Origin of the sequence: Corallococcus aberystwythensis (assembly GCF_003612165.1) — a bacterium.
GTDB classification, from domain to species: domain Bacteria; phylum Myxococcota; class Myxococcia; order Myxococcales; family Myxococcaceae; genus Corallococcus; species Corallococcus aberystwythensis.
Map to the genome: position 1 here is coordinate 1 of NZ_RAWK01000006.1, position 13,041 is coordinate 13,041.

14 protein-coding genes are annotated in these 13,041 nt (G+C 68.8%); 12 read left to right on the plus strand and 2 right to left on the minus strand.

Annotated elements, in window-relative coordinates; genetic code table 11:
- Positions 1-126 precede the first annotated feature (126 nt).
- From xth to sitI6, 6 genes are all read left to right on the plus strand, one after another.
- The gene (xth, locus tag D7W81_RS01590) at positions 127-897 is read left to right on the plus strand and encodes an exodeoxyribonuclease III (protein WP_120553525.1); all 771 of its coding nucleotides are present in this window, start codon (positions 127-129) and stop codon (positions 895-897) included.
- Between the two features lie 14 nt (positions 898-911).
- Entirely contained in the window at positions 912-2,084 is a 1,173-nt protein-coding gene (locus D7W81_RS01595) for a threonine synthase (protein WP_120553526.1), read from the plus strand.
- A 121-nt stretch (positions 2,085-2,205) separates the two neighbouring features.
- Complete coding sequence (locus D7W81_RS01600) at positions 2,206-2,460, plus strand: hypothetical protein (RefSeq protein ID WP_120553527.1); 255 nt, start codon at positions 2,206-2,208, stop codon at positions 2,458-2,460.
- Positions 2,461-2,509: 49 nt separating this feature from the next.
- Positions 2,510-2,734, plus strand: a complete 225-nt coding sequence (locus D7W81_RS01605) for a hypothetical protein (RefSeq protein ID WP_147445313.1) — start codon at positions 2,510-2,512, stop codon at positions 2,732-2,734.
- Positions 2,735-2,759: 25 nt separating this feature from the next.
- Positions 2,760-3,419, plus strand: coding sequence for a SitA6 family polymorphic toxin lipoprotein (sitA6, locus tag D7W81_RS01610; RefSeq protein ID WP_120553529.1), 660 nt, complete (start codon positions 2,760-2,762; stop codon positions 3,417-3,419).
- Positions 3,420-3,449: 30 nt separating this feature from the next.
- A complete protein-coding gene (gene sitI6 / locus D7W81_RS01615; RefSeq protein ID WP_279637795.1) occupies positions 3,450-4,145 on the plus strand; it encodes a SitI6 family double-CXXCG motif immunity protein in 696 nt (231 codons plus the stop codon).
- 1 nt (position 4,146) lies between these two features.
- Here the strand turns inward: sitI6 and D7W81_RS01620 are convergent, their stop codons facing one another.
- Positions 4,147-6,537, minus strand: a complete 2,391-nt coding sequence (locus tag D7W81_RS01620; RefSeq protein ID WP_120553552.1) for a glycoside hydrolase family 31 protein — start codon at positions 6,535-6,537, stop codon at positions 4,147-4,149.
- Positions 6,538-6,596: 59 nt separating this feature from the next.
- On the opposite strand from D7W81_RS01620, the gene D7W81_RS01625 reads away from it, so the two are divergent.
- The 6 genes from D7W81_RS01625 to D7W81_RS01650 all read left to right on the plus strand — a co-directional run bounded on the left by D7W81_RS01625 (position 6,597) and on the right by D7W81_RS01650 (position 12,459).
- On the plus strand, positions 6,597-6,797 hold the full coding sequence (locus D7W81_RS01625) for a hypothetical protein (protein WP_208721115.1): 201 nt from the start codon (positions 6,597-6,599) through the stop codon (positions 6,795-6,797).
- A gap of 71 nt (positions 6,798-6,868) precedes the next feature.
- Positions 6,869-7,375, plus strand: a complete 507-nt coding sequence (locus D7W81_RS01630) for a hypothetical protein (protein ID WP_120553531.1) — start codon at positions 6,869-6,871, stop codon at positions 7,373-7,375.
- A 133-nt stretch (positions 7,376-7,508) separates the two neighbouring features.
- Complete coding sequence (locus tag D7W81_RS01635; RefSeq protein ID WP_120553532.1) at positions 7,509-9,152, plus strand: GMC family oxidoreductase; 1,644 nt, start codon at positions 7,509-7,511, stop codon at positions 9,150-9,152.
- A 352-nt stretch (positions 9,153-9,504) separates the two neighbouring features.
- Positions 9,505-10,947 carry a sensor histidine kinase gene (locus D7W81_RS01640; protein WP_120553554.1) on the plus strand — a complete coding sequence of 481 codons (1,443 nt, stop codon included), beginning with the start codon at positions 9,505-9,507 and terminating at the stop codon, positions 10,945-10,947.
- A 74-nt stretch (positions 10,948-11,021) separates the two neighbouring features.
- Positions 11,022-11,693 carry a DUF2378 family protein gene (locus tag D7W81_RS01645; protein WP_120553533.1) on the plus strand — a complete coding sequence of 224 codons (672 nt, stop codon included), beginning with the start codon at positions 11,022-11,024 and terminating at the stop codon, positions 11,691-11,693.
- A gap of 91 nt (positions 11,694-11,784) precedes the next feature.
- The gene (locus D7W81_RS01650; protein ID WP_120553534.1) at positions 11,785-12,459 is read left to right on the plus strand and encodes an SOS response-associated peptidase; all 675 of its coding nucleotides are present in this window, start codon (positions 11,785-11,787) and stop codon (positions 12,457-12,459) included.
- Positions 12,460-12,471: 12 nt separating this feature from the next.
- Here the strand turns inward: D7W81_RS01650 and D7W81_RS01655 are convergent, their stop codons facing one another.
- Positions 12,472-12,873 (minus strand): response regulator, encoded by a 402-nt coding sequence (locus tag D7W81_RS01655; RefSeq protein WP_244226912.1) that lies wholly within the window; start codon positions 12,871-12,873, stop codon positions 12,472-12,474.
- Positions 12,874-13,041 lie beyond the last annotated feature (168 nt).

Below are 13,041 nucleotides of genomic sequence, written 5' to 3' on the forward strand. Positions count from 1 at the left end.
CTCCTATTGCGACCGGTGTGCCAACGGTTTCCCCCTCGGGGCGGGGCGCGGGTGTGTCCCTGGGGCCACAGGCGGGAGGGGAAAAGCGTGGCAGGGGCGTGGGCCGCGTGCGACGGTCCGCGCCGCATGCGAATCGCGACCTGGAACGTGAACTCGGTAAGGGCCCGGCAGCAGCGGTTGGTCAACTGGCTGAAGAGCGCCCAGCCAGACGTGCTGTGCCTTCAGGAGCTCAAGTGCACCGACGCGGACTTCCCCTTCGACGCGGTGAAGGAGGCGGGCTACTTCGCCGCGGTGCACGGGCAGAAGACGTACAACGGCGTGGCCATCCTGGCGAAGACGGAGCCCACGGACGTCATCCGGGGCCTGTCGGACGGGGTGGATGACACGCACGCGCGCTTCATCTCCGCGACGGTGAACGGCATCCGCGTGGTGAGTGCGTACGCGCCCAACGGACAGCAGGTGGACTCGCCCGCGTATGTCTACAAGCTGGAGTGGTACCGGCGGCTGCGGAACTACCTGGACACGCGCCACAAGCCGGATGACCTGGTGGTGATGGGCGGGGACTGGAACATCGCGCCGGAGCCCATCGACGTGTACGACGTGGCGCAATGGGAAGGGCAGACGCTCTTCACCCTGCGCGAGCGGGACGCGCTGCAACAGCTCCGCGCCTTCGGCCTGACGGACGCGTTCCGCCAGCTGCACCCGGACGTGCAGAAGTTCTCCTGGTGGGACTACCGGATGCTGATGTTCCCCAAGAACAAGGGCGTGCGGATTGATCACCTGTTCCTCACGGCGCCGCTGCTGCCCCGGCTCACGGCATGTGACGTGGACCGCGAGGAGCGCAAGGGACAGCAGCCGTCGGACCACGCGCCGGTGTGGCTGGAGCTGAAGGACTGAGTAGAGTCGGAGGCATGTCCGTCCTCCGACTTGAATGCACGAAGTGCGACCAGACGTATGCGCCGGGCAAGGTGTGGAACCTGTGCACGGCGTGTCAGGCACCGTTGTTCGCGCGCTACGACCTGGAGCGCGCCGCGAAGACACTGCGCAAGGAAGCGCTGCCCGGACGCGAGCGCTCCATGTGGCGCTACCACGAGGTGCTGCCGGTGGACGACCCGGCGCACCGGCTGACCCTGGGTGAAGGCTTCACGCCGCTGCTCGCCACTCCCCGGCTGGGCGCGCGGTTGGGTTTGAAGCAGGTCCTGGTGAAGGACGAGAGCGGCAACCCGACAGGCTCCTTCAAGGCGCGAGGCCTGTCCGCCGCCGTCTCCATGGCGAAGGCGCTGGGAGCGAAGGCGGTGTGTCTGCCTTCGGCGGGGAACGCGGGCAGCGCGCTGGCGGCGTACGCGGCGCGGGGAGGCCTGGAGGCGCACGTCTTCGTGCCGAAGGACATCGCGTCATTGTTCCTGATGGAGACGCGGGCTTACGGCGCGCACGTGGAGACGGTGGAAGGGCTCATCTCCGATGCGGGCCGCGTGTGCGCGGGGCTGGCGAAGGAGCACGGCTGGTACGAGTGCGCCACGCTGAAGGAGCCGTACCGCGTCGAGGGCAAGAAGACGATGGGCTACGAGCTGGCGGAGCAGCTCGGGTGGACGCTGCCAGACGTCATCCTCTATCCGACGGGCGGGGGCACGGGGCTCATCGGGATGTGGAAGGCCTTCGAGGAGATGGAGGCGATGGGGCTCATCGGCGCGAAGCGGCCGCGCATGGTGGCAGTGCAGGCGGAGGGCTGCGCGCCCATCGTGAAGGCGCACTCGGAGGGCAAGCCGGACGCACCCATGTGGCAGGGCGCGACGACACACGCGCACGGCCTGCGGGTGCCCAAGGCGCTGGGGGATTTCCTCATCCTGCGCGCGGTGAAGGACAGCCATGGCACGGCGGTGTCGGTGACGGAGGAGGAGATCGTCCAGGGCACGAAGGACGCAGCCGCGGCGGAGGGCCTTTTCATGGCGCCGGAAGGCGGCGCATGCGTGGCGGCGCTCAAGAAGCTCCAGGCCACGGGTGACGTGAAACCGGAGGAGACGGTGGTCGTCTTCAACACGGGCACGGGCTTCAAGTACGTGGAGAACATGGCGCCCTTGTGGTGAGCACCGTTCCTGAATGACTGGGATTCAAGAATGAGAATCCCAGAGTCTGGTTGGCGCGGTGTGTTGGATGAAATCCAGATGTGTCGCTTGTCTTTGTGAAGACAATTCGTACGATGGGTGAATGCACTTCGTTCAAATCGAGATGAGCAACGAGCGGTTGGCCGAGAACGTGAAGTACTCGGTGTTGGACAACAAGCTGGCCCGGTTTGTGACCGTCGTGGGCAGCACCCGGAGCTTCACCGTCGAAAATGGCATCAAAGACACGAAGGCCTTCGTGGTGACCTTCCAGACGGAGAATCTGGAGGAGGTCAAGACGATGATGACGGACCCGACGATGAGGGTCGCGTCGATGTGTGCCTGGGAAATGGCGGCCTGAGGTGAGCAGACCCCTGGGACCTCCGCCGCGTCCGCCTGGAATGCCGCCCGTGCCTGAAGCCCCGGAGGCCGAGCCGGTAGGGTCGGCGCACATGAAGCCGGACGGCACGCTGGAACTCCGGATGTCCGCGCGAGGGCCCGGGGCCATCGCGGGCGAGGCGCTGTTCATCCTGAAGCCGGATCATCCCCGCTACGCAGGGGTGCTTGAGCACCTGGGCCCGATTGAGCCCGGTAGCTACGCACAGGTGATGCCGTTTCCCCCGGGCGTGTTCTGACGTGGGATTGATATGAAGTCGCGCGATGCGAGCGCGCGCCTTCATGCTGTTCCTATTGGTGGTGTCGTTCCTCGGAGGCTGTGCATCCGCCCCCTTGCCCGCGCTGGAGGACTGGGGCGCGGCGGAGGAGGACCACGCCTGCGAAGGCGACGACCGGTGCGTGGCGCTGGTCTGCGCGGATGACCTCTGCGGGCTCTATCGCTGCGAGGACACCGGTGTGCTGCTGGCACGGGGCGGCATCCGGCCTCCTGTGTCGTCAGCGGCGCCCGGTTCGGGACCCCGGCGCAACTGGGGCAGCGCTCAGTCGCTCCCAGGTGACCGCGAGGCCATCTTCGTCATCCGCTGGTACAACCATCCCGCCCCGGCTCCGCCACCCGATGGCAGGAAGCCTTCAGGGGCTGGATGGGTTAAGCATCACCTCTATCCGCAGGATCCGAACCTCGCGATATTCTTCAGGCGACAGGGCGGTATCAACGTACATGACTTCACGATGATCATCCCTCGTGCGGAGCATGTACGGCTACATGGGGTGGGGGGCCGGGGCGGCCCTTGGAATCAAGCGTGGCGCGACTTCGCTCGCGAACACACGAGGGCCACCCCAAAGGAAATCCAGGACCAACTGGCTCGGATGATCGTTGACTTCAACATCATGGGTCCCATTGTTCACTACTACCAGCTTCGCTAGGTGCCGGGAGGATGTGTGAGATTCTTTGAGGTGGAACCCAGGGAAGGCCCGCGCTTCACTGGCTATATCAATGGCGTGCACCGATGGGGCCTGCCGGGTGGGCTCTGCCCGGCCTGCCATTCGAGCCCGGGTGGACTGGGAGAGGCGTATCCGTCCGTGGATCTCTCGGGCTGGGCCCATCGTCAGGAACTCGTAGAGGCTCGGCAAGTACCGCTTGAGGAGTATGAGCGATTGCGTGAGCTGGTTCGGTCCCAGGTCCCTTTTGATGCCCCGTTGTTCCCAGGTGCTGAGTTCGGGCCTCTCACAGGGAAGGCCTCCGGCAAATGGGGAGCAATCCATCTGCCAGAACCATGGACCCTCGTCATGCGGCGCGATGCACTGGAGCGCATGCGTGAAGAGGGCATCGCGCTTCGTGCCAGCAAGATGGACCTGCGGTTCCTGGGGCGGACGGAAGTGGAGTTACTGGAGATCGAAGTCCATCCCCGCGGCCGAGTGCACGACAGTTGTTTCCCTGAAGGACGAGAACGTCCATGCGCACGGTGTGGGCGTCAGGGAGGCGGTTATCCGAAAGAGCCCATCCTGGACGGACACACCCTGCCTAAGGACCAGGACCTGTTCCGGCTGACGGACTACACGACCATCCTCATCGCCACGGAGCGATTCATGCAGGTTGTCGAACGCCATGGACTGGAGGGTGTCGTGTTCAAGGGACTCCCTGTCCTTTGACCTATGGCTCCACGTCCAGCCGGGTCCAATCCGAAGCCACCTGGAGCTCCAACACACCGTTCTCGACACGGTGTGCACGTACCCCCGTGACCTGTCCCACGGACTTCAAGCCATACACCCGGATCGTCTCCTCCGTCCGGGCCCGCAGAAGCGTCCCTGTCTCGCTCCGCTCCAATTGCATCACTCCGTCCGTCACTCCGCCGCGCAGCACCGTGAGCCGTGATTCACCGTATCCATCTCCCGCGTCTTCATAGAGCCGGCCGTGCACCTCCGGCGCCGCGTGCACGTGCCACTCCAGGTGCTTCCAGTTCGCGTCCGTGGTGTGCATCGCGGGCCGTGTCAGCGCCACCGCGCCTCCCGCGCGCAGCCACACCGGCACCGTGTCCAGCGGCCCGTCCGCGATGACGTACTGCCCTCCCTCGCGCACCTCGCCCGTCCTTCCCAGCCCCGGCCATTCCAGCCACGCGCCCGCCGGCAGGTACGCCAGCCGCTTCGTCTGTCCCGGCCGCACCACCGGCGCCACCAGCAGGTCCCTGCCGAACAGGAACTGATCAAACGCACCGGCCGCCTCCGCGTCCCCGGGCGCCTCCATCAACAACGGCCTCAAGGGCGCGAGCCCCGTCTCCGACGCCTCGTGCATCAGCGTGTACAGCGTGGGCAACAGCCGGTACCGCCGCTCCAGAGCCTCGCGCGCCAGCGTCAGGTACGGCTCTCCGTACCGCCACGGTTCCTGCGGCGCGACCCCCTTGCCCGCGTGGTTGCGCATCAGCGGATAGAACGTGCCCGTCTGCATCCAGCGCACCAGCAGCTCACCGGTGGCCCTGCCGATGAAGCCCGGGATGTCCACGCCCGTGAAGGCCACCGCCGCCAGGCCCAGGCCCATCAACATCGGCAGGGATGTCTCCAGTTGCGACCAGTGGCTGGAGTTGTCCCCCGTCCACACCGCCGAGTACCGCTGGATGCCCGCGAACCCCGCTCGCGTCAGCAGGAACGGCCGGACCTCCGTCCGCAGCTCGCGCAGCGCCTCGAACGCGCCCTTCGCCATGCCCAGCGCGTAGACGTTGTGCACCTCCAGGTGACGCTTGTCCCCGTGGCGCGCGTCGTACGGCAGCGTGTTGCCCTCCACCTTGCCCACGCCGTCGGAGCGCTCGCTCGTCAGCGTGAGGATGCCCACGTCCGGCTGCACCGCGAAGCACGACGGCTCGTTCATGTCGTTCCAGAACCCCGCCATGCCCAGCGCCACGAAGTCGCGGTGCAGGCCGCCCCACCAGCGCTGCACCTCCGGCCGCGTCAGGTCCGGGAACACCGCGGGCCGGGGCCACACCTCGCCCACCAGCACGCCGCCCCGGTCGTAGCGCACCAGGTAGTCGCGCGCCTTCGCCTCCTCGTACACGCTCCAGCCCGCCTCCTGCTTCAAGGCCGGGTCGATGATGGGCACCAGCCGCACGCCCTGCGCGGCCGCCTCGCGCACCAGGCCCGCGGGATCCGGGTAGCGCGCCCCGTCCCAGGTCCAGACCTTGTACCCATCCATGTAGTCGATATCGAGATACACGCAGTCCAGCGGCAAACCCCGCTGCCGGTAGCCCTGGATGACGCCCCGGATGTCGTCCGCGTTCTCGTAGCCCCAGCGGCTCTGCTGCGCGCCCAGGCTCCACAGCGGGGGCAGGGGAGGCCGCCCCGTCAGCGCCGCGTACCGCTGAACCACGTCCGCCGGCAGGGGCCCCGCGAACAGGTAGCAGTCCAGCTCCGGCCCCCACGACTCCCACGCCACCCGCGACACGTCCGCGAGCGCGACGTCCACCTCCGAGCGCCAGGACTCGTCCAGGAAGAACCCCCACGCCACGCCCTCGCGCAGGCCGATGAAGAACGGGATGGACTGGTAGAGCGGATCCGTGTCCGGGTGGTGCGGCACCACGTCCGTGTTCCAGAACGTGAAGTGCATGCCGCGCTTGTCCAGCGGCCCCACCTTCTCGCCAAAGCCCAGGTATCGCTCCCCCTCGGGTGCCCGCAGCGCCAGCCGCGCGCGATGCCGGCTCATCGGATACGCGGCCTGCACCTCGCCGGACACGTCCACGCAGCGCGCCAGCTCCCGGCCGTGCGCGTCCCGGAAGCGCCACGTCCCCGACTCCGCGTCCACCTCCAGGGACACGCCCTCGGCCATCACCCGCACGCGGTCGCCTTCGCGCTCCACCGTCAACGCGTGGCCCCCTTCCGCGATGACGGACCAGGACCGCTTGCCGGGCAGCTCGGGGTGGAGGAAGCCGATGTCCGACGACACCGGCGCGTGCCTCAACCGCAGCACTCCGGGCAGCGGACATGACACCTCCAGGACGGCGTGCCGTCCGGACAGGCGCAGGCGGGAGGGTTCGACGTGGGCGTCAGCGACGTGCATGCCTCGCAATCTAGGGAGCGCGCGCGGCCCGCACCCGCCTTTCCTTCCGGGTCCGTGCGATGCTGTCCACCGCCATGACGCCGCCCCCGGATCCGCTGCCTTTCCCGGACAGCCTCTGCCACCGCTGCGCCGCGCCGCCCCGCTACGTCCAGACGCGGACCACCACCTTCATCATGTGCCCGCTCCTGCCCCAGAAGTACGCGCCCCAGCCCGTGCGCGCGTGCTCCCTGTTCCGTCCCCACGACCCGCCCCAAGGGTGAGCAGGCAGCGGAGCACCTGAAGCCATTCCCCCGGAGCCATCCGTACCTTTGTCACAAGCAAAGGAGCCTGGATGGCCACCCGACGGAAGACGACCCGCGCCGCTCCCCGGCGCAAGCACGCCGCCGCCACACCCGCGAAGCGCGCCGCGCGCAAGAGTCACACATCCGCCAGCGCCAGCGGCCGGTACACGGACCCCGCCCTGCGCGAGCGCCTCAAGAAGCGCATCATGAAGAGCGACAAGGGCGGCAGCGCCGGTCAGTGGAGCGCGCGCAAGGCCCAGCTCCTCGCCACCGAGTACAAGAAGGCCGGCGGCGGCTACCGGGGCTCCCGTGGCACCGCGCAGCGCCACCTGTCCTCCTGGACGAAGGAGAAGTGGGGCACCCAGGACGGCGGCACCCGCGCCCGCCATGGCAAGACGACCGCGCGCTACCTGCCCAGGAAGGCCTGGGCCCACCTGAGCCCGGCACAGAAGAAGGCCACCGAGCGACGCAAGCGGACAGGCTCCCGCGCGGGCCGCCAGTTCGTCGCCAACACGCCCGCCGCACGCCGGGCGAGGAAGCAGGCCTCGAAGCGCTAGCCCGCGCCTCCAGGTCCTCCCTCCCGAAAAGGCGTGCGACAGCTCCCGCGAGGACGGCTCGCGCTCGTGGCATAGAGTGCGGACCTCCCGGGCGTGGGGAACTCGCGCACCTTCGGGAGACGGAGAGGACGTCATGGACTGCGACTGGCTCATCATCGGCTCGGGGTTTGGCGGCAGCGTCAGCGCGTTGCGGCTCGTCGAGAAGGGCTATCGCGTGGTGATGCTGGAGAAGGGCCGGCGCCTCAAGGGCCAGGACTTCCCCAAGTCCAACTGGAACCTGAAGCGCTGGCTGTGGATGCCGCGGCTGGGGTGGCGCGGCCTCTTCAAGATGACCTTCTTCCGCCACGTCACCGTGCTGTCCGGCGTCGGCGTGGGGGGCGGCTCGCTCGTCTACGCCAACACGCTGCCCATCCCGAAGGACGACTTCTTCGGCGCCTCCTCCTGGGGCCACCTGGCGTCGTGGAAGCAGGAGCTCGCGCCGCACTACGCGACCGCGCGCCGCATGCTGGGCGCCACCGTCAACCCGCTCAACACGTACCCCGACCAGGTGCTCAAGGAAGTGGGCCAGGACCTGGGCCGCACGGACTTCCAGGCCACCTCCGTGGCCATCTACTTCGGCGAGCCCGGCGTCACCGTGAAGGACCCCTACTTCAACGGCGAGGGCCCGGACCGCACCGGCTGCAACGCGTGCGGCGGCTGCATGCTGGGCTGCCGCAACAACGCCAAGAACACGCTCGACAAGAACTACCTCTACTTCGCGGAGAAGAAGGGCCTCACCCTCCACGCGGACACGGAGGTGACGTGGGTGCGCCCGCTGCCGGAGGGCGGCGGCTACGAGGTGACGGCGAAGGAGGGCACCGGCTTCTTCAAGAAGACGCGCCGCTTCACCGCGAAGCACGTCATCTTCGCGGGCGGCGTCCTGGGCACCATGGACCTGCTGCTCAAGCTCAAGGACGCACCGGACGGCCTGCCCCTGCTTTCCGAGCGCGTGGGCGACGGCGTGCGCACCAACTCCGAGGCCCTCATCGGCATCGTCAGCGGCGGCAAGCACAAGGACCGCGACCTGTCCCGGGGCATCGCCATCGGGTCCATCCTCCACACGGATGAGCACTCGCACCTGGAGCCCGTGCGCTACCCGGAGGGCTCCGGCTTCTTCCGCCTGCTCATGGCCCCCCACGTCCCGGGCGCCACCGCGTGGACGCGCGTGGCCCGGCTGGTGGGGCTGCTCGCGCGAAAGCCCCTGCGCTTCCTCCAGGCCTGGTTCGTCCCGGACTTCGCGCGCCGCACGATGATCCTCCTGTACATGCGCACCATGGAGGGCCACCTGCGCATGCGCCGCGGCCGCGCGCTCACCACCGGCTTCCGCTCCGGCCTCACCACCGGCCTGCAGGAGGGCCCCGCGCCCACCGCGAACATGCCGGAGGCCTTCGACCTGGCGAAGCGCGTGTCCGACAAGCTGGATGGCTACCCCATGACCATGGTCAGCGAAACGCTCATGGGCATCCCCACCACCGCGCACATCCTGGGCGGCGCGTGCATGGGAGACTCCGCAAAGACAGGCGCCATTGACGCGCGCCACCGCTTGTATGGCTATGAGGGGCTGTACGTGGTGGATGGCGCGGCCATTTCCGCCAACCCCGGCGTCAATCCCTCTCTCACCATCACCGCGCTCGCCGAGCGCGCGATGAGCTTCATCCCCGCCGCCCGCGAATTGCCCCGGGGAGACACGGACGCCACGCTCGAAACGCCGTCGCGTCCCCACGCCGCCGCCTCCTGATGGTGCCCCGCGGGGCGTGTACGCCGCTGGCCCCTGCGCCCCCTTGGGACCTGGGTGCGGGGCCCACTGGCCAGACGTGAGCGCACGCCTCGTACTCCGGTACCGGATGCGCCCGGTTCCATGGACGCGGGGATGGCCAGGATGTCATTGTTGGCTGCGAATGCACGGGATGGAGCCGCTCGGTTCTGTCTCACACCGTCGGCGTGGGTGGGGGCCGGCAGTGTTCAAGTGCAGGCACTCCTCGTGCCCTGGGGCAGCATGGTTGGATCATGGAGTTCCGTGTAATTCGTATTTTACAGGGTTAATCACTTCCGCCACCATTCCGGTCGGGTGAAGAGAGATGACTTCGTCCATGCCAGCCTTTTCCTTTCATGCTCCGGTGAATGTCTCTCAAGGTCTGGAAGGACGGGCGGCGGCGCTTCTGGCATTGCAGCTGCGCGAATCCCGCAGGCGGGTGGACGGACTGTTCACGTGGCTGATGCTGGGGCAGTGGGTGGCCGCGGTGCTGGTGGCGGTGTTCGTTTCTCCCTACGGGTGGGAGGGCAAGGTGCGCGCGCTGCACCTGCACGTGCAGACGGCGGTGCTGCTGGGGGCGGCGCTGAGCGTGTTCCCGGTGATGCTCACGCGGCTGCATCCGGGGGAGGCGGTGACGCGGCACGTGGTGGCGGTGAGCCAGATGCTCTGGTCCGCGCTGCTCATCCACCTGACGGGCGGCCGCATCGAGACGCACTTCCACATCTTCGGCTCGCTGGCGGTGCTGTCCTTCTACCGGGACCCGAAGGTGCTGCTCAGCGCCAGCCTGGCCATCGTCGTGGACCACTGCATGCGGGGCGCGCTGTGGCCGGAGTCCGTCTATGGCCAGCTGCACCCGGAGTGGTGGCGCTTCCTGGAGCACGCCTTCTGGGTGGGCGTCATCGACGCGGTGCTGCTCGTGGCCTGCCGGGACGCGCTGCGCGACCTGGGGGAGCGGGCCGGGCGCCAGGCCCTGGCGGAGGCCGCCAGTGAAGAGGAGCTGGCGCTGCGAGCAGGTCAGCTGGACGCCGCCGTGCGCGAGGTGCATGCCTTCCGTGACCACGCGGAGCGGATGGAGCGGCTGGCGTCGCTGGGGCAGCTCACCGCCAGCGTCAGCCACGAGTTGCGCAACCCGCTGGCGGCGGCGCGCACCGCGAACGCGTTCGTCCTGCGCCGCATGCGCAAGGTGGAGTCCTTCCCCGCGGATCCACGCATCGCGCGCTTCCTGGACATCATCGACCGGGAGCTGCAGGCGTGCTCGGTCATCATCTCCGACCTCCTGGACTACGCGAAGGGCCGGCCTCCGCGCCGCACGCCCTGTCCGCTCAAGCCGCTGGTGGAGGAAGCCATCAGCGTGGTGCCCTGCCGCGAGGGCGTGCGCGTGAACAACCAGGTTCCGGACGGGCTTCCGGTGCCGCACCTGGACCGGGAGCAGTTCCGGCAGGTGCTGGTCAACCTCATCCAGAACGCGGTGGAGTCCATTCCGCCGGAGCGCTCCGGGACGGTCTGCGTGCACGCCGACGCACGGGGCGACGGCGGCTGGAGCCTGCGCGTGACGGACGACGGGCCGGGCATCCCCGCGCCGCTCCTGGAGCGCATCTTCGAGCCCATGTTCACCACGAAGCTGCGCGGCACCGGGCTGGGGCTCGCCATCGTGAAGCGCCTGGTGCAGGGCCACGGCGCGCGCATCCAGGCGGAGAGTGACTTCGGCCATGGCTCGCGCTTCACAGTCCTCTTCCCGGACGCGTCTATCCAGGCGGCCGGGGCCGTGGCGCATCCCTGAAGAGAGAGCAGCAGCGGCGGCACGTTGGTGAATCGCAAGTGGGGCGTGGGCCCACGCGAACATGGAGGAAGCACATGCAGGCACAGGCGAAGCCGTACCCGGAGGCGGGCGCGGTGGAGGCGGACTGGGCGGTGCGGCGCATGGCGGCGACGGAGCTGGACACCGCCCGGGGCATGTTCTTCCTGGGGGTGCTGGAGACGGTGCGCAGCGGCGTGGGCGAGGAAGCGGTGGCCTCGTGCCGGGCCGTCACCGACGAGCGCCGCTTCGTGGGCTTCTTCAACTACCCGGTGGCCAGCTTCCTCAAGCTGTCGCAGGTGGCGGCGCGGCTGCTGGCACCCCGGTGGGGTGGGGGCGATGAGGCGTTGCGGCAGATGGGCATGCAGGCCACGCGCAGCTTCCTGGAGTCCGCGGTGGGCCGCACGTTCCTGCTCCTGGCCGGAGGCGACGCGCGCAAGCTCGTGTCCAACCTGCCGTCCGGATACCAGATGGCGGTGAGCTACGGGGAGCGCTCCGTCGACTGGAAGGGGGATGGGGACGCGCTCTTCATCATGCGGCGCGACTTCATGCCGGCGGCGTATCACGAGGGCGTGCTGCGCGAGGTGCTCACCATGGTGGGGGTCCGCAACCCTCGCGTCCAGGGGCGCAAGCTGGGCCTGCTGGACACCGAGTACCACATCACCTGGGAGGCCCCCATCGCGCTGCCCACCGGGGCGCCGAAGGAGTCCCGCTGGCGGCTGTTCCAGTAGGACGCGCGGGGACCGGGGGCGGGGCCCGGTCCCCCACCGGCCGGGCGCCCGGAACGTGCGTGCCTGGCCGCCGGGCGCTACGCTTCAGCCCATGTGTGGCCGAGTCACCGTCCGGACCTCCCCCGCGCAGCTCGTCGCCGAGCTGGAGCTCGCGGGCGCGCGCGCGACGCTGGAGCGCGAGCGCTTCAATCTCTGTCCCACGCAGCTCTTGCCCGTGGTGCCCAACGACGGCGCGCGGCTGCTGGACGTGTTCCGCTGGGGGCTCATCCCGTCCTGGGCGAAGGACGCGTCCATTGGCAACAAGCTCATCAACGCGCGCGGCGAGACGGTGGCGGAGAAGCCCAGCTTCCGCTCGGCGCTGAAGCGCAGGCGGTGCCTGGTGGTGGTGGACGGCTGGTATGAGTGGAAGCAGTCCACGAAGCCCAAGACGCCGTTCTTCTTCCATCACCGCGACGGCAAGCCGCTGGCGCTGGCGGGGCTCTGGGAGGAGTGGACGGCGCCGGACACCGGCGAGGTGCTGCGCACCTGCACCATCATCACCACCGGCCCCAACGCGCTGATGGCGCCCATCCACGACCGGATGCCCGTCATCCTGTCAAAGGAGGCCCAGGAGGTGTGGCTGCGCCCGGAGCCGCAGGAGGCGTCCGTCCTGCTGCCGTTGCTCGTCCCGGCGCTGGATGCGCCGCTGGACCTGTATGAAGTGGCGCGCGGAGTGAACTCGCCCGCCAACGACGGTCCGGAGTGCGTGGCCCGCATCGCGGCCTGACCCGAGGCCGTTCTAGCCCGCGGAGTGCTCCTCTTCACCGGGAGGCGTGCAGGGGCAGTACGGCGCGACCGCCTCCAGCAGCAATTCCATGTGCAGGGGTTTGCGCAGGAGCCCGACGACGCCGGCCATCCGCTCCGTCTGGAAGCTGGCGGTGAGCACGAAGACGGGCAGTCCGCACAGCGTGGCATCGTCGTGCACCCGGCGGAGGAAGCCGTAGCCGTCCATCACCGGCATCATCAAATCCAGCAGCACGATGCAGGGCTTGCGGCAGGAGGCCAGGGCCAGCAGTCCCTCCTCGCCGTTGCTCGCCGTCAGGACAGAGTAGCCTTCAAGCTCGAGGTACCGGGCCATCACCTCCAGCTCCGGCTCGTCGTCGATGATGAGAATCAGGGGCGGGGTCGTCGCGTCGGGCACGGCTCTCTCTTCCGTGTGTTCGAAAGTAAGCTAGGTCGCCCGAGCGCCGCACTGCCCAGGGCCCGTCATTGATTCCGGGCAGGCGGATCCACCCACGGCCAATAGGGCAGGGGTCTGGTTGGCCGTCTGCCCTGAAACAGTGGCGCGGCGGTCGTGGACAGTTCCTGG